This is a genomic window from Parasulfitobacter algicola, from assembly GCF_013315265.1.
Classification (GTDB): Bacteria; Pseudomonadota; Alphaproteobacteria; order Rhodobacterales; family Rhodobacteraceae; genus Parasulfitobacter; species Parasulfitobacter algicola.
The window spans coordinates 213575-230768 of record NZ_JABUFE010000004.1 but is presented as its reverse complement, the minus strand read 5'-3'; the positions used below and the strand labels follow the sequence as shown (position 1 = coordinate 230768).

Genomic DNA, 17194 nt, shown 5'->3' with positions numbered 1-17194 from the left:
GTGCGCGAACATCTTGGATGTTCGGCCATAAGGCTGTGTATTTCGCAAAAAACTTTGTACAAAAAATTTGGTACAAAACGCATGGCAAAATATACAAAACACAGTTCGCTGCGTTAAAAGTCTATGGCCAGACCCTTTTTTTCCCAATCGCCGTATCGCACGGGTTCCGGCCCATTGCGGCCCCCAAGTTCTTTTGGCAATTCAAGGCTTTGCGCTTTTTTACGGCGCTCTTCTGCTTCGGCCAGGGCGCGTTGCGCTGCGGGCGGCAGGTCTTTTGTCTTATCGCTCATCGCATTTATCCTTGTGCGGTGCTACACCTTGATATAACCCGCGCCCGTGATCCTGCAAGAAAGAAAACATGCAACAAAATCAACATATTGCAGCCCGCTTGGCCGCCGTGAACCTGTTGGATGGGGTCTTGCAAGACGGTCGCCTGATGTCCGAACTGATTGGCACCCTTGATAAGCTACCCTCTGATGATCGTGCCCGTGCGCAACGTCTGGCGATGGTCACTTTGCGCCACCTTGATAGTGCGGACCGAGTCCTAAAACCCTTTCTGAAAAAGAAGCCAGATCAAAGGGTTATGAATATTTTGCGTCTTGGTGTGATTGAGTTGTGTGTACAGAAAGAGGCCTCGCACGGGGTCGTCAATGCGGCCGTCACCATCGTCGGCAAGACCCGCCACACCGCGCACATGAAAGGTTTGGTGAACGCCGTTTTGCGCCGCGTGTCTGAAGTTGCGCCCGAAGAATGGGGTAAATTGCCGTCGCCCCAAATGCCGAAATGGCTGCGCAAACCGCTGATCGAAGCCTATGGAAATTCCACAATTCAAAAGATTGAGGTCGCTCACGCCAAAGGCGCGCCCCTGGATCTGACACCAAAAAGCGATACGAAAAGCGTTGAAAAACAAACAGATGGCGTTGCGCTACCAACTGGAACAGTTCGTTTGCAAGACGCAGGCCAGGTATCGCGCCTGCCCGGATATGACACGGGCGACTGGTGGATTCAGGACGCCGCCGCCGCCTTGCCCGCCCGTATTCTGAATGCGCAACCGGGCGAAAAAGTTTTGGATATGTGCGCTGCCCCCGGTGGCAAAACCCTGCAACTGGCCGCTGCCGGGGCTGATGTTGTGGCGGTTGATATTTCGGAAAAGCGGATGGCCCGCGTGCAGGAAAACCTGGATCGCTGTGGTCTTGAGGCGGACGTCGTTGTTGCAGATGTCCTTGAATATCAAGGAAAATTTGATGCCATTCTTCTGGATGCGCCCTGTTCGGCCACCGGCACAATGCGCCGTCACCCCGATCTGCCATATGCCAAGGATGGGTCCGATTTCGGTACTTTGATCAATCTGCAAGCACGCATGCTTCAGCACGCCTTAACTTTGGTTAATCCCGGTGGTCGCTTGGTTTATTGCACATGCAGCCTTTTGCCCGACGAAGGTGAGTGCCAAATTGATGATATATTACAACAACATAGCAATATTTCGGTAGATCATGACGCCTTGAACATCCAAGGGGTTGATCCCGACTGGATAACGCAGGAAGGTGGCTTACGTCTGCGGCCAGACTTCTGGCCCGACCAAGGGGGAATGGACGGATTTTATATGGCATGTCTCAAAATCGCGGATTGATTTTCAGCTATGACTCTGCGGCCTGTTCTGTATATCTGGTTCGAAATAAAATAACGGGGCAGGCCTTACTCCATTGACCCAGGACACCAGTTTTTCTGCGCGATTTGCGCATTGGCAGAACCGCAGGCACGCTCGGCGTGCGGCGCGGTCCCGGATGGCATTTGGTCTGGTCAATCCGCCTGAGCCACGCACAATCGGCAGCTATGCCAAGGGGCGGCATCTGCTGTCGGGCAAGATCATGCTGGCCGGGCATCTGATTCACGCAGGCACCAAGACAATCTGGCAAATCCGCAGCCCCGTACCCGCCTTTAATGATGCCCGTCATGGCTTTGCCTGGTTGGACGATCTGGCCGCGATCGGTGACAGTGTGGCCCGTGATGTGGCACAGGATTGGGTGCAGCAATGGATTGCTGAATTTGGTCGCGCCAAGGGTGACGGGTGGGCGCCTGAACTGGTGGGTCGTCGCGTGATGCGTTGGATCAATCATGCCGGTTTTTTGACCCGCGGTGCAGATGATGACGATACAGATACATTTTTGAAATCACTCACTCAGCAGGCATTTTTCCTATCACGGCGATGGCACGCAACGCCAGCCGGGTTACCAAGGCTTGAGGCATTGACGGGGCTGATTTACGCAGGCTTGCATCTGAAAGGGTTCGATAAATACAGAGAATCTGCGGCGAATGCTTTGGCAGAAGAATGCGATGGCCTGATCGACAGCGACGGCGGTATCGAAAGCCGGAACGCAGAAGAGCTGTTGGATATTTTTACGCTGTTGAATTGGGCCGCAGCGGCGCTTGAGCAATCGCAACATATGCCGCATGACGATCATATCGCCACCATTCAACGCATTGCACCTGTCCTGCGCGCATTGCGGCAAGCCGATGGTGGGTTGGCCCGGTTCCATGGCGGTGGGCGCGGGTTGGATGGGCGTCTGGATCGCGCGTTGTCACAATCAGGTGTAAAGACGCGCAGCAAATCTGGGTCGGTTATGGGTTACCAACGCCTGGCCACTGGACGGACCAGCCTGATCATGGATGTGGCACCGCCACCGATGGGACCTGACCAGACACGTGGCCATGCTTCGACCTTGGCGTTTGAGATGACATCGGGTCGCCGTCCTGTCATCGTGAATTGCGGTGAAGGCAGCAGTTTCGGTACCGATTGGGCGCGCGCGGGCCGCGCCACACCGTCACATTCAACCCTTGGGATCGAAGGGCATTCTTCGGCCCGTATCGCAGCGGGCGGTGATTTTCTGAACGATGGGCCTGATAAAGTTCCGGTCGAACTGATCCGTGCGGACAATGGCAGTATCATGATTGAAGCAGCCCATGATGGCTATGCGGCAAGTCATGGTTTGTATCACATTCGCCAGCTTGAACTGTCGCCGGATGGTCGCAACATTACCGGTAGTGATGCGCTGACGGCTGTGAATGATCTGCACAAAGCCCGCTTTGACGCCGTTCTGGATAAGACTTTATTACAAGGTGTTCTGTTTCAGGTTCGCTTTCATCTGCACCCCGACGTGACTGCATCGCTGGATATGGGCGGCAAGGCCGTATCGCTAACTCTGAAAAGCACCGAAGTGTGGGTGTTTCGCCATGACAGCAAAGCAACGATGGCACTTGAGCCGAGCGTGTATCTGGAAAAGGGCCGATTGCATCCACGTCCCACAAAGCAGGTTGTCCTTAGTACCCGGTCAATGACATATGCGACCCGAGTCACCTGGTCGCTGTCCAAGGCCAAGGATACGCCGAACAGTATCCGCGATCTTGAACATGATGGCCCTGTGATCCTGCGTTAATCTAAAGGACCTGACATGACCGATCTTTACCCCGTGCGCCGCGCTTTGCTTTCTGTGTCCGATAAAACCGGGCTTGTAGAACTGGGTCAGGCGCTGGCTGATCGCGGGGTTGCGCTTTTGTCGACCGGCGGCAGCGCCAAAACACTGCGCGATGCCGGTCTGGACGTCAAAGATGTGGCCGAGATAACAGGCTTTCCGGAAATGATGGATGGTCGAGTCAAAACACTGCATCCCAAGGTGCACGGCGGCCTATTGGCCCTGCGTGATAATGATGATCACGTCACAGCCATGCTGGATCATGATATCGGCGGGATCGATTTGCTGGTGGTAAACCTTTATCCGTTCGAGGAAACCGTCGCCAAAGGTGCCGATTATGACACCTGCATCGAAAATATTGATATTGGCGGTCCTGCAATGATCCGGGCGGCGGCCAAAAACCATAAATTTGTCAATGTGGTGGTCGACGTTGATGATTATCAGCCTTTGCTGGCTGAGCTTGATGCAAACGATGGCGCGACGTCCTATTCGTTCCGGCAAAAGCTGGCGGCGACGGCCTATGCCCGTACTGGCGCTTACGATACAGCGGTCTCGGCTTGGATGGCAGGGGCTTTGGGCGATACCAGCCCACGTCGCCGCGCATTCGCCGGAACTTTGGCGCAAACCCTGCGTTATGGTGAAAACCCTCATCAGCAGGCCGCCTTTTATACCGACGGCAGTGCCCGCCCCGGTGTGGCAACGGCTAAGCAGGTACAAGGTAAAGAGCTGAGTTATAACAATATCAATGACACCGATGCCGCTTTTGAACTGGTGTCGGAATTTCTACCCAAAGATGGCCCCGTTTGTGCGATTATCAAACACGCAAACCCTTGTGGCGTTGCAACGGGCGAGACGCTGAAAGATGCCTATGCTCGTGCTTTTGACTGCGACCGGACCAGTGCATTTGGCGGCATCATCGCTTTGAACGGCCCACTGGATGGTGAAACGGCCGAAGAGATTTCGCAGATATTCACAGAAGTTGTCATCGCCCCTGGCGTGCATCAGGATGCCAAGGATATTTTTGCCAAAAAGAAAAATCTGCGTCTGTTGATTGCGCCCGGACTGGCCAATCCTGCGCAAGCGGCGATGACCGTAAGACAGGTGTCTGGTGGTTTCCTTGTACAGGACAAGGACAATGGCCATATCACATTGGATGATCTGAAAGTGGTTACAAAGAAAGCGCCAAGTGATGCTGAGCTTGCTGATCTTTTGTTCGCCTGGAAAGTGGCAAAACACGTGAAATCCAACGCGATCGTTTATGCAAAAGACGGGGCCACCGTGGGTGTGGGTGCCGGTCAGATGAGCCGCGTTGACAGCACCCGTATCGCGGCGCGCAAGGCTGAAGATATGGCGCAGGTGCTGGGTTTGGATGCATCCCCAACCCAAGGGTCAGTCGTGGCATCAGACGCATTTTTTCCGTTTGCTGACGGGTTGCTGACAGCAGCCAACGCAGGCGCAATTGCCGTTATCCAACCGGGCGGATCCATGCGCGATGACGAGGTGATTGCAGCCGCAGATGACGCAGGCCTTGCAATGGTTTTCACCAACATGCGCCATTTCCGGCATTAAGGGGCACGACATGAAATTGGTGTTTTGGACAAGTTTCTGGATTTTCTTGATTGATCAGGCCTCAAAATATCTAATCGTCCAGTATCTGAATCTTAAAAACGTTGGGTCCATTGATGTTTTTCCACCATTCCTAAATCTGAGGATGGCGTGGAATTATGGCATCAACTTCGGTCTTTTGGGCGGCGCAGATGCGCCAGAGTTTATGCGATGGATTTGGGTTGCCGTTGCTTTGGTGATTTCAGCTTTGGTTGTTTTTTGGATGAAACGCGAAAAACCAGGGCGATGGGGTTATATCTCTGCGGGTTTGTTGGTTGGTGGGGCTTTGGGCAATACGATTGATCGGATCATCTATGGTGCGGTTGCCGATTTCCTGAACATGTCGTGCTGCGGTCTTGAAAACCCTTATGCATTCAATGTTGCAGATATTTCGATCTTTGCTGGGGCCATTGGGTTGATCCTGTTTACCGGGACAAAGAAGACTGCGTGACCTTCCAAAACGAATGGGTTAGAACGCAACTATTATAAATTGAGGAGATCCGCGATGCGTGCGTCGCTTGGCATTATTGTTTTGATCAGCGTTTTCGGACTGACCGCTTGCGATCAGGGCGATCCTGAATTGATGAACGTACAATCCACTGGGGAAGGGCCTGATGAGTTTGGCGTTTTGCCCGTAAAACCGCTGGAAGAGCCGCCAAATTATGCGCAGCTGCCCACACCGACACCCGGCGGTAGCAATATCACAGATCCACAGCCCAAAGCTGACGCAATTGCAGCCCTTGGTGGTAATCCGAACCGCGCCCGTGCCGGTGGCATTCCGGCAGCTGATGCGGCGATTGTCAGCCACACGTCGCGGTTTGGACGTGACGCCGCAATCCGGCAAACGCTGGCCGCCGAAGATCTTGAATTCCGCCGCCGCAACCGTGGTCTGCCGCTTGAACGCGCATTTAACGTCAATGTGTATTATAAGGCGTATGAGCCTTTGACGCTGGACAGTTACCGTGAATTGGAACGGTTCCGCCGGTTGGGTGTGCGTACCCCTGCGGCCCCACCTTTGCCGGTTGAAGAATAAAATCGCTCACATCTTCGCCAGATGTCTTGAACCGCAGCGACAAAGGCGTAGCTATATCCGAAATGATGAACGGAGAATTTTGATGCGTCGATTGCTTGCAGTCTTTGGTCTTACATTGATGGCATTGCCCGCTTGGGCCCAGGATTTCGTATCCACGTTTTCCCTTGATAACGGAATGGATGTGGTGGTGATCGAAGATCATCGTGCCCCGGCTGTTGTCCATATGGTCTGGTATCGCGCCGGTGCCGCTGACGAACCGCCCGGCGCATCCGGCATCGCGCATTTTCTAGAACATCTGCTGTTCAAGGCGACGGATGATATGGAATCAGGGCAGTTGTCCAAAGTGGTTGCCGAAAATGGTGGGACCGATAACGCGTTTACCAGTTGGGATTACACAGCATACTTCCAGCGCATTGCAGCAGATCGGCTTGATCTGATGATGACGATGGAGGCCGACCGGATGCGCGATATTCAGTTGACCGAAAGTGATATCCTGACGGAACGTGATGTTATTCTGGAAGAACGCAACCAACGCACTGAAAATAATCCGGCAGGACTGTTTGGCGAAGAACGTCGTGCTGCACAATATTTAAACCACCCCTACAGCATTCCAATCATCGGCTGGAAGCATGAGATGCAACAATTGTCGATGGATGATGCGATGGATTTTTATCGTACCTATTATGCCCCGAACAACGCCATTCTTATTGTCGCTGGCGACGTGACCCCGGAAGAGGTGCGTGTTCTGGCTGAAAAGCATTACGGTGTGTTGGAACCTACGGTCGATCTGCCCGAACGGGCCCGCCCGCAAGAACCGCCGCAGCGTGCGGAACGCCGTATTAAGTTCGAAGATCCGCGCGTGGCCCAGCCCTATGTGATACGCACCTATCTGGCGCCTGAACGTGACAGTGGCGCACAGGAACAGGCAGCAGCTTTGGTCATGTTGGCCGAGCTTCTGGGTGGTGAAGGCGCGACGTCATTTCTTGGTCGGAAACTGCAATTTGAAAGCCAAACTGCCATTTACACCGCCGCTTTCTATAGCGACGTGTCCCTGGATGATACGACCTTTGGACTGGCAATCGTACCGAACGAAGGCATCAGCCTGCAAGAGGCCGAAGATGCACTGGATCAGGCGGTTGCGGATTTCATCACCGAAGGCGTGGATACCGAAGCTTTGAACCGCTTGAAAATGCAGATGCGTGCCGAGCAGATTTATGAACGTGATAACGTTGGTTCGGTTGCTCGGCGATATGGGGCTGGTCTGACCAGTGGGCTGACGGTTGAGGATATTCAGGCGTGGCCAGATATCCTGCAGGCCGTCACCGAAGAAGATATTATTGCCGCTGCAGAAATGGTGTTCGATGAAGACAAGGCCGTCACAGGCTGGCTGATGAAACCACAACAAGACGCTGAGGTGCTTCAATGATCCGCGCTCTTTTCATGGCTGCCGCATTGGCGATGGCCACTGTTGCCGCAAAGGCCGAAGTTGAAATTCAGGAAGTGACGTCACCCGGTGGTATTAAAGCTTGGCTGGTGCAGGAAAACTCTATTCCATTCACCGCGCTTGAGATCCGTTTTAAAGGCGGCGCCAGTCTGGATGCTGACGGCAAGCGCGGTGCGACGAACCTGATGACTGCGCTTTTGGAAGAAGGCGCCGGTGACATGGACGCTCGTCAATTTGCCGCAGCCCGCGATGGTCTGGCGGCCAGTTACGGATTTGACGTGAGCGACGATGCCATGTCTGTGTCTGCGCAGTTTTTGACTGAAAATCGTGATCAAGCTATCGAGCTTTTGCGTACTGCTTTGATTGAGCCGCGCTTTGACGACAGTGCTCTTGACCGGGTCCAGTCGCAGGTTTTATCGATCATTCAATCAGATGAAAAAGACCCTGAAGCAATTGTTGGCGATGCATTTGCACGCCTTGCTTTTGGCGATCATCCCTATGGCAGTTCTATCAACGGGACTTTGGCAACAGTTGCGTCCCTAACCCGTGATGACATGATCGAAGCAAAAAACCGTGTGATGGCAAAAGATCGTCTTTATGTGGGGGTCGTTGGTGATATTTCGGCCGAAGAGCTGGGCACATTGCTGGACACTCTTTTGGGTGATTTACCTGAGACTGGCGCAAACATGCCGCCTCGGGCAGATTATCTCCTAACCGGGGGTGTGACAGTTGTGCCGTTTGACACGCCGCAATCCGTTGCACGCTTTGGTCATCAGGGCATCACGCGCGATGATGATGATTTTTTCGCAGCCTTTGTAATGAACGTCATTCTTGGCGGCGGCGGGTTTGAGGCCCGTTTGATGACAGAAGTGCGCGAAAAGCGCGGTCTGACATATGGTGTTTATTCATATCTGGCCCCACGGGATCATGCAGAACTGGTGCTTGGTCAGGTTGCTTCAGCGAATGATCGGATTGCAGAAGCAATTGAAGTGATCCAAGCGGAATGGTTCAAAGTGGCGACCGAAGGTGTTACTCAGGATGAATTGGACCGCGCCAAGACCTATCTGACCGGCGCCTATCCGCTGCGATTTGATGGAAATGGACCGATTGCGAACATCATGGTCGGGATGCAGATGCAGGACCTGCCTGTTGATTATATCGCGACCCGAAATGCCAAGGTCGAGGCCGTAACGCTAGAGGACGTCAAACGCGTCGCCGCGCGGGTATTGCAGCCTGAAAACTTGCATTTTGTGGTGGTTGGTCAGCCGGCAGGTCTGGAAACGACGAATTAAGAAAGGGTGACGCTGGTTTAGTTTAGGGTATTGTTATTGAACGTCAAATAACTTTGATCTTTACGTCAACGACTGACCCAAACACCTAAAACCAGACTTTCGGATTGATCTCGAAGTGTCGTTGCTGACAGTACGATTGAGCCAGGCGCTTACTCATTATAACCCATTGCTTTAGTTTTCGTATGTGAGCGGGGATTGATGAGGATGATCGTCGTGACACAAGATGCATCTACTAAGCTGAATTTCTTAGAACTGACTTCGCCTGAATTAGAAAAAACCAGACATTTTTGTGGATGTGTTCGGTTGGAAATTTATAGATTACGATGATGATTATAAAGACATTCAGGGTGCCGGCACTGCTGGTGGTATTGAGAGAGGTGATCTTCGCGCGCCGTTGCCAGTTATGCAAACAGACGATCTTGAAAACTTGTTGGAAAAGGTAAAGTCTGGAGATGCTGAGATCACATCCGGTATCTTTGATTTCCACAGCGGTCGCCGCTTTCACTTTAAAGAACCGGGTGGCAACGAAATGGCTGTTTGGTCTGAAAACTAAAGCTATCAAACGGGATCGGGGTGCAAATTATGGACAACACTGAATCAGAAGACATCACAAATGCTATAAAGGAAATCATCGACCAAATTGAGCCAGATGTTCGCTATGTTCCCAAGTATGGCGGGGAAGTAATAGCGCTTGATCCAAATGACGATAGTAAATTTGTGGGTGGGATTTTTTCATACAAAGATCATGTTTCATTGGAGTTTTCAGAGGGTTCGTTGTTCGATGATCCAGACAAATTTCTTGAAGGAAAAGGTAAGAGCCGCCGCCATCTAAAGTTTATGAGTGTAGATGACGTTGATGCGAAAGGCACGAGGCGTTTTCTAAAGCAAGCCCTTGAGCCTTGATGCAAAAGAATGGATCAGATCAGAAATGTTTGACGTTTGGATCAGTATTGCGTCACGCGGCCTGTTGACAGGATTCAGAGAATCCGCGGCATCGGATCATAAATTTACGACGTTTCACAACTGTAAATGCTTGGGATCTAAGTATTTTTGTCAGTAAGAACGGTCATTCGTTTTTCGTCTCAAGTTTTACAACGTTCGGAGCAGGGTCGGGCTGAAGTTCCTCAAAATCAAAATTGTCCAAACGGCGCGCACGTTTTCCGGCTTTGTCAGCTGAAATCTTGATGTCCGAGATATCTTTTGCGGCTTGTCCAAAGTGGCGATCCAGATTTTCGACACGGGTGCCCAGACGATCCACATCTGCATAAAGCAGGCCTAGTTCTTTGCGAATAGCACCTGCATGTTCTTGCATACGGGCGTCTTTCAGGATCGCGCGCATCGTGTTCAACGTGGCCATGCATGTAGTCGGCGAAACGATCCAGACGCGCGCTTCGAAACTGTCGCGCACAATGGCAGGAAAGTTGGCATGCAACTCGGCATAGACGGCCTCGGACGGCAGGAACATCAATGCGCCATCAGCCGTTTCGCCTTCGATAATGTATTTGTCTGAAATTGATTTGATGTGTGTTTTGACAGCCATTCTGAAAGCCTTGGCCGCTTCGTTCAGTTCCCAGTCGGTGTTGGCATTACGCAGCGCTTCATAGGCTTCCAGCGGGAATTTTGAATCGACAACAATCGGTCCGGGCGGATTAGGCAGATGGATCAGGCAATCCGCGCGTTTGCCGTTGGAAAGCGTGGCCTGCAACGTATAACTGTCGGATGGCAGGGCCTTGCTGACGATATCATTCAATTGAATTTCCCCGAAGGCACCGCGGGTCTGTTTGTTTGACAAGATATCTTGCAGGCTAAGCACATCGCCCGATAGTTTGGTGATGTTGTCTTGGGCCTTATCGATTGTCTGTAGCCGTTGCTGCAAATCCCCAAGCGATTGCGCCGTGCGCCTGGATGATCCTTGAAGATTTTCGTTTAACTGTTGTGTAACCGCCCCAAGCCGTTGTTCCATCAGCTGCAGCATATTCGCCTGACTGGCTGCTTGCGCTTCGCTGACATGGGTAAGACCACCGGCCAATTGCTGTTGCCCATCGCTTAGCATCTGAACGCGTTGGCCAAGTCCCTGCATATGCATTGCAAGGGGTTCAGCCATGCGGGCAGATCGTCCGGCGGCGCGCACAGCCATAATCAAAAGGATCAGAAAAAGCAAAACCACGAAGACAATAATCCCGCCCGCGATCAACAGGGAATTTTGAAACGCATATTCGATATCGCCAAACTGGATTGTCATCATGTGCGCCCAAACAGCCGTTCAATATCGCTGAGTTTCAGTTCGACATAGGTCGGTCGCCCATGGTTGCATTGGCCGGAATGCGGTGTCGCCTCCATTTCGCGCAACAGCGCATTCATTTCGTCACCACGCAAACGACGGCCCGTGCGCACTGAACCATGACAGGCGACACGGCTCAAGATCGCCTCGATCCGGTCCTGTAAAGACTGGGTTTCGCCCAAATCATCAAGTTCATCCAGAATATCGCGGATCATTGCAGTTGCGTTGACTTGACCCAATATGGCCGGGGTTTCGCGTATCGCTATGGCGCCACCGCCAAAAGGTTCAATGCCAAGGCCAAAGCGTTGCAGATCGGCAGTATGTGCCAGAATACGGGCGCAATCGCCATCCGACAGTTCAACGATTTCGGGGATCAAAAGCGCCTGCGCTGCGACACCATTTTCAGACATCTGGCGTTTCAGCTTTTCATAGACCAGACGTTCATGGGCGGCATGGGCATCCACAATAACGATGCCATCTGCAGTCTGCGCGATGACGTAATTTTCATGCACTTGCGCGCGGGCAGCACCAAGTGGAGAGTTAGAGTTTTCTTCTGCAGGTTCTTCCATGCGGGCGAAAACAGCTGCGGTTTCCTGAAAGCCCGGCGCTTGCGCATCATAAGCCGTTTGAATGGCCTGAGCAGACGGACGGTCCATCTGATAGACCCGTGCGCCAGTTGGTGCAGCGCGCATCGCGCCCAAAGTTGCATCTGCCACAGTGGTCGATGCACGATGTCCTGCATCTGCCAAGGCATGGCGCAGACCTGACACGATCAGGCCGCGCACAACACCAGGTTCGCGAAATCGGACCTCGGCTTTTGCGGGGTGAACATTAACATCGACATGCTGTGGATCGCAGTCAATAAACAGACATACCGCCGGGTGGCGATCACGGCTTAGAAAATCGGAATAGGCCGCGCGCAACGCGCCATGCAATTGCTTGTCGCGTACAGGGCGACCGTTCACAAAGAAAAACTGCGCGACAGCCGCGCCGCGGGAATAGGTAGGCAGGGCTGCATATCCTGTCAGGTGTATAGCTTCGCGTTCAGTATCAATGCGCAGGGAATTTTCTGCAAATTCAGCGCCCAAGACACGGGCCAGACGTCCGTAAAGGGCATCGAACAGATCGCCGGTTTCAGCATCGGCGCGAAAAGTCACGCGGCCTTCGCCACCGCTGGTCACGTCGCGCAGAGTGACGCTGATAAAGGGTTCGGCCATGGCGAGGCGCTTGACCACATCGCTGATGGCTTGGGTTTCAGCGCGGTCTGATCGCATGAACTTCAGGCGGGCAGGGGTCGCATAGAACAAATTGCGCAATTCAACGACAGTGCCACTGGTCAGAGCGGCGGGGCGAATGGGATCCATCTTGCCGCCCGCGACTGTAATTTGGGCGGCATCGAACTTGTGCATGCGCGATGTGATTGTTAACCGCCCGACAGCGCCAAGGGATGGCAAAGCTTCGCCCCGAAAGCCAAAGGTGTTGATGTTCAGCAAATCTGATCCGTCAATTTTCGATGTCGCATGACGCGATAAGGCAAGCGGTAATTCATCTGGCGCAATACCGCAGCCATCATCTGTAACGCGGATCAGGGTTTTGCCGCCGTCCGCAATTGCCACGTCTATTCGACGGGCACCGGCATCAATTGCGTTCTCGATCAGCTCTTTGACGGCGGATGCGGGCCGTTCAACAACTTCGCCCGCAGCAATCCGGTTGATCGCCGTCTCATCCAGCTGTCGTATGACTGGTTTGGGGCTTATTTTGGGGTCAGCGTTCGGCATGGCACAAGCTATAGCATGCCATTGTCTGAGTCTGCCACAACACTTTGCAATCCGTTTGAATATTGTGATGCAGATTATCTGTGATCAGCACAGGTCTTTTGCGAAATGTTCCAGAAGCTTGTGTTTCAATATTTTTCCAGTCGGCGCTGCAGGTAGGGACTTGGCAATTATGATCTGACTGGGCCGTTTATAGGGGGCCAGCTTTCCTGCAACAAAAGCTTTCAGCGTTTCTGCTATAAGTGCATCCGCAACATTGCACTGCACAAAGGCCAGCACCTGTTCGTCGCCGTCCGCTAAGGTTCGACCAATCACTGCGGATTGCACAACACCGGGATGATCGTTCAGTGCCGCTTCGACTTCGGGTGGATAGACATTAAAACCGCCGCGAATGATCAGCTCTTTTGATCGGCCAAGGATATGTAGGCGGCCCTGATCATCAAGTTTACCCAAATCGCCCGTGCGCAGCCAGCCATGGGCGTCCAGTACACGCGCTGTTTCATCTGGGTTTTTGTAATATCCGCGCATGATATGGGGGCCACGGGTCAAGACTTCGCCCAATCCATCCCCGCCGCCTTCTATTGTCTGATCGATCCGAACATCAACACCGGCAAGCGGTTGCCCGACCGATGTGTCGGGGCTGCCCATGGCATTGCACGTCGTTGCCACCCCGGCAGTCGTTTCGGTCATGCCATAGCCGTTTTGCAAAGCGATACCATAAAACGCTTCGGCTTTTTTCTTCCAAATTGGATCAAGTGGTGCAGCACCTGATGACACATAGCGCAGGCCTGATCCGACCAGTGCACCAAGGTTATTTTCCTGTGTGTACTGCATCAAAAGCGCATGCATCTGCGGTACAGCGGGTAAAATAGTTACGCCGCTCCGCAGGGCTTTATACAGCTTTTCGGCCGAAAACCGTGGGTCAAGCTGGATCGTGGCCCCGGCATAAACAGATGCCATTACCATTGACGCCAGACCGAACACATGGGTCATCGGCAAAACGCCATACACCACATCGCCCTTGGTAATTCCCCGGATCGTGGCCGAAGCGTGACCGCCAAAGCGCAGATTTCCATGGGTCAACATCACGCCTTTTGGCTGACCGGTTGTACCGGTTGTGTAAAGCATGACAGCCACATCATGGTCGGGGTCTGGCGCACTTGAATATGGCGTTGCGATTGCTATTTTGCCAAAGGCGCCTTCTTGCGGTTCTGCCTGAAGGTTTTCGGCGTGCTTTGCGGCATCGGATGATATCGATACTGTCAGAACAACGGCCCGTGGCGTGGCGTGGTCAAGGATACGGGCGATTTCGCTTGGGGTCTGGCGCGCATTCACGGGCACGGCCCAGGCACCGGCCCGGATAGAGGCAAAAAGAAAAGCAACGGTTTCAGCGCAGTTTTCTGCGACGATTAAAACCCGGTCACCACGAGTGACACCATTCTCCGTCAGCAGCTTTGCAGCCATTGTAACGGCTGTTTGCAGATCGGAATAGGTCCAGCGGCGCCCGTCACTATCAAGAATGGCCAAGGTGTCGGGCCAGCGCAGAACAGTGTCGTCTAGATAATCGCAGATCATCTGCATCAGCGGCCTTCCTTGGGTTGAAGCGGTACGCGTTTGAACACGCCGGTTGAGCTGGCGATCAGACGATCCTGATCATCCATAAGCTGGGCGCTGATGAAAAGAATACTGCGCCCGCCCCCAGTGATTGTTCCGGTTGCTGTCACACGCCCTGCACTGACAGGTGCCACGAATTGCGTATTAAGTGAGATGGTCAGAAAAGGTGCGCGCCCTGCCGGATCAACTGTTAAACTGCCCGTAGCCCCACTTGCGCTGTCCAGCAGCGTGGCCGCGATGCCGCCATGCAAAACGCCATGTCGGTTCATATGATCCGGGGTCAGATCCAGCCAACATCGCGCGCGTTTGTCTGTTTGCCCAACATCCAGAACATAACCAATGGTGCGTTGGGGGCCAGTTTCATTTCGGATCAGGTTGGGATCAGGCACTGAGGGCAATGAAACGCTCCAGATGGTAATCCGTATCCCCTAATTTATGATCAATCATAATGATCCGCTTGGCGATATGGGCCAGTTCGTATTCTTCTGTCATTGCGATGCCACCATGCATTTGAATGCTTTCCTCAGCCACCAGACGCCCCACGCGACCGATCAGATTTTTGGCCGCACTGACATAGCGATCACGGATATTTGGCGCAGTTTCCAGATGGCCAGCAGCTAAAATAACGATGGAACGCACCTGTTCCAGTTCGATCAGCATATCTGCCATGCGATGCTGAAGCGCTTGAAAGCTGCCGATGGGTTTGCCGAATTGCTTTCGTGTGCCAAGGTAATCAATGGTCAGCTGAATTGCGGTTTCCATCAAACCCAAAGCCTCGGCGCATAGCGCAACTGTTGCGGCGGCTATTGTAGTTTCGATTTGGTTTAACGCCTGTCCAGGAATGCCGATACGTGATGTGACATCAATTGTGACATCGTCTAGAATAACTTCGGCTGCGCGACCGCCATCTGTCATGGGATAGCCTTGTAATTTCATTCCCTTAGTATCGCGAGGGACAAGAAAAAACGATATATCATCACCGCTTTCGCGCGCAGAAATGATTAGATAATCAGCCGCTTCGGCATTTGCAACCACAGCTTTGCGCCCGTTCAGCACAATTTTATTAGCTAACATGGTCGCTAGCGTCGATACATCGTTCAGATCATAGCGGCTGTTGGGTTCGGCGTGTGCAAATGCCAGCTGCAACTGGCCAGCGATAATCTGGTCAATCATGTCTTGCTGGTTCAGCAGCCGTCCGGCCAAAAGACCAGTTTCAAGAAAAGGTTCAACCACACCAGCACGACCCAGTTCTTCGAACACGGTGGCGATATCAAAACCTGTACCGCCGAACCCGCCCTGATCTTCGTTAAACAAAGCGCCGATAACGCCAAGTTCGGCAAGATCAGTCCATATCTTGGGGCTGTACCCCTGATCCGATGCAATCACCCCGTTGCGAAATTCTGTTGTATAACAAGTACGCAGAAATCGGCGCAGCGTATCTTGCAGCATTTGGCGTTCTTCAGTCAGTTCAAAATTCATCGCATGGCCCCCAATGCGGTTTTTGCGATGATCTGTCGCTGCACTTCGTTTGACCCACCATAGATCGATAGTTTGCGATTGTTCAGGTATCGCGTTGTGACGGTTGCCGCATAATCCGGGCCGATGGCATCGTTGGTCTCCTCCATCGCTTCGCTTGCGAAAGGCAGCGCATAGGGGCCGGCGGCACGCCGTGCCAGATCATTAATTTCTTGCCGGATCAGCGTGCCTTTGACTTTTAACATTGAACTTTCGACGCCGGGGGCCTGCCCACTGGCCGCTTGTGAGATCACGCGCAAATTGGTTGCAGCCATTGCCATCAGGTCAATTTCAACTTGTGCCAGCCGTGCTGCAAAAAAGGGATTTTCGATCAACGGACGTCCGCCAGCCATTTCAGTGCGTGCAATCCGTTTGACGGCTTCAAGCCCCGCAGTCGAAAAACCAACACCTGCAATGTTTGTGCGTTCATGGGTCAGCAGATATTTTGCATAGGTCCAGCCTTTGTTTTCGTCGCCTACCAGGTTTTCAACAGGGACACGCACGTTGGTCAGCCAGACCTCGTTCACCTCGGCTGATCCGTCCAGAAGCACAATCGGGCGTACCTCGACCCCCGCTGTATTCATATCGATTAACAGAAAACTGATACCTTCTTGTGCTTTGACATCGGGGTTCGTGCGCACCAAACAAAAGATCATGTTTGCGTGCTGACCCAGGGTTGTCCAAGTTTTCTGCCCATTGACGATGTAATGGTCACCGTCCCGCACCGCACGTGTTTTCAGGGACGCCAAATCTGATCCGGCCCCCGGTTCTGAATAACCCTGGCACCACCAGTCATCGCCATTTAGGATGCGCGGCAACCAATGTTTTTTTTGCGCATCATTCCCGAATTTTTGCAAGACAGGCCCAAGCATGGCCAAACCAAAGGGTACAATGCGCGGCGCATTGGCCATGGCGCACTCTTCTTCGAAAATATGGCGCTGCACCGCATCCCAGGCTGCCCCACCATATTCAGCGGGCCAGTTTCCAGCCAGCCAACCGCGCGCATTCAGGGTGGCGTGCCAATGGTCATGATCTTGCTTTGTCAGTTCGCGGCCTTGCGCAACTTTGTTGGCCAGATCGGGCGTTAGCTTTTCGGCCAGAAAGGCTTTGACCTCTGCACGAAAGGCGTCTTCTTCGGGGGTATAATTCAGATCCATCAGTTGGC

16 protein-coding genes are annotated in these 17194 nt (G+C 53.0%); 9 read left to right on the top strand and 7 right to left on the bottom strand.

Annotation, left to right across the window (positions count from 1 at the left end):
- Positions 1-113: 113 nt before the first annotated feature.
- Entirely contained in the window at positions 114-290 is a 177-nt protein-coding gene (locus HRQ87_RS09385) for a DUF1674 domain-containing protein (protein WP_174137600.1), read from the bottom strand.
- A 68-nt stretch (positions 291-358) separates the two neighbouring features.
- Between HRQ87_RS09385 and HRQ87_RS09380 the strand changes: the two genes are divergently transcribed.
- The 9 genes from HRQ87_RS09380 (at position 359) to HRQ87_RS09340 (ending at position 9747) form a co-directional block, all read left to right on the top strand.
- Entirely contained in the window at positions 359-1630 is a 1272-nt protein-coding gene (locus tag HRQ87_RS09380) for an RsmB/NOP family class I SAM-dependent RNA methyltransferase (RefSeq protein WP_174137598.1), read from the top strand.
- A 73-nt stretch (positions 1631-1703) separates the two neighbouring features.
- The gene (locus tag HRQ87_RS09375; RefSeq protein ID WP_246251973.1) at positions 1704-3434 is read left to right on the top strand and encodes a heparinase II/III family protein; all 1731 of its coding nucleotides are present in this window, start codon (positions 1704-1706) and stop codon (positions 3432-3434) included.
- A gap of 15 nt (positions 3435-3449) precedes the next feature.
- The gene (purH, locus tag HRQ87_RS09370) at positions 3450-5039 is read left to right on the top strand and encodes a bifunctional phosphoribosylaminoimidazolecarboxamide formyltransferase/IMP cyclohydrolase (RefSeq protein ID WP_174137596.1); all 1590 of its coding nucleotides are present in this window, start codon (positions 3450-3452) and stop codon (positions 5037-5039) included.
- 10 nt (positions 5040-5049) lie between these two features.
- Entirely contained in the window at positions 5050-5526 is a 477-nt protein-coding gene (lspA, locus tag HRQ87_RS09365) for a signal peptidase II (RefSeq protein WP_174137594.1), read from the top strand.
- Between the two features lie 54 nt (positions 5527-5580).
- Entirely contained in the window at positions 5581-6108 is a 528-nt protein-coding gene (locus HRQ87_RS09360; protein ID WP_174137591.1) for a DUF3035 domain-containing protein, read from the top strand.
- Between the two features lie 82 nt (positions 6109-6190).
- Positions 6191-7534 (top strand): M16 family metallopeptidase, encoded by a 1344-nt coding sequence (locus HRQ87_RS09355; protein WP_174137590.1) that lies wholly within the window; start codon positions 6191-6193, stop codon positions 7532-7534.
- On the top strand, positions 7531-8844 hold the full coding sequence (locus HRQ87_RS09350; RefSeq protein WP_174137588.1) for a M16 family metallopeptidase: 1314 nt from the start codon (positions 7531-7533) through the stop codon (positions 8842-8844). Before HRQ87_RS09355 ends, HRQ87_RS09350 begins: the two co-directional genes overlap by 4 nt.
- A 289-nt stretch (positions 8845-9133) precedes the next feature.
- On the top strand, positions 9134-9397 hold the full coding sequence (locus tag HRQ87_RS09345) for a VOC family protein (RefSeq protein WP_246251969.1): 264 nt from the start codon (positions 9134-9136) through the stop codon (positions 9395-9397).
- Between the two features lie 29 nt (positions 9398-9426).
- Positions 9427-9747, top strand: a complete 321-nt coding sequence (locus HRQ87_RS09340; protein ID WP_174137586.1) for a DUF1801 domain-containing protein — start codon at positions 9427-9429, stop codon at positions 9745-9747.
- Positions 9748-9910: 163 nt separating this feature from the next.
- Here the strand turns inward: HRQ87_RS09340 and HRQ87_RS09335 are convergent, their stop codons facing one another.
- The 6 genes from HRQ87_RS09335 to HRQ87_RS09310 all read right to left on the bottom strand — a co-directional run bounded on the left by HRQ87_RS09335 (position 9911) and on the right by HRQ87_RS09310 (position 17186).
- A complete protein-coding gene (locus tag HRQ87_RS09335) occupies positions 9911-11086 on the bottom strand; it encodes a DNA recombination protein RmuC (RefSeq protein ID WP_174137584.1) in 1176 nt (391 codons plus the stop codon).
- Positions 11086-12903: a DNA mismatch repair endonuclease MutL gene (mutL, locus tag HRQ87_RS09330; RefSeq protein ID WP_174137582.1), complete on the bottom strand. Its 1818-nt coding sequence runs from the start codon at positions 12901-12903 to the stop codon at positions 11086-11088. Before mutL ends, HRQ87_RS09335 begins: the two co-directional genes overlap by 1 nt.
- A gap of 84 nt (positions 12904-12987) precedes the next feature.
- Complete coding sequence (locus HRQ87_RS09325) at positions 12988-14481, bottom strand: class I adenylate-forming enzyme family protein (protein WP_425501537.1); 1494 nt, start codon at positions 14479-14481, stop codon at positions 12988-12990.
- Entirely contained in the window at positions 14481-14903 is a 423-nt protein-coding gene (locus HRQ87_RS09320; protein WP_174137778.1) for a hotdog fold thioesterase, read from the bottom strand. The genes HRQ87_RS09325 and HRQ87_RS09320 overlap by 1 nt, the downstream gene beginning before the upstream one ends.
- The gene (locus HRQ87_RS09315) at positions 14896-15993 is read right to left on the bottom strand and encodes an acyl-CoA dehydrogenase family protein (protein ID WP_174137580.1); all 1098 of its coding nucleotides are present in this window, start codon (positions 15991-15993) and stop codon (positions 14896-14898) included. Before HRQ87_RS09315 ends, HRQ87_RS09320 begins: the two co-directional genes overlap by 8 nt.
- Positions 15990-17186 carry an acyl-CoA dehydrogenase family protein gene (locus HRQ87_RS09310; RefSeq protein WP_174137577.1) on the bottom strand — a complete coding sequence of 399 codons (1197 nt, stop codon included), beginning with the start codon at positions 17184-17186 and terminating at the stop codon, positions 15990-15992. Before HRQ87_RS09310 ends, HRQ87_RS09315 begins: the two co-directional genes overlap by 4 nt.
- Positions 17187-17194: the final 8 nt, after the last annotated feature.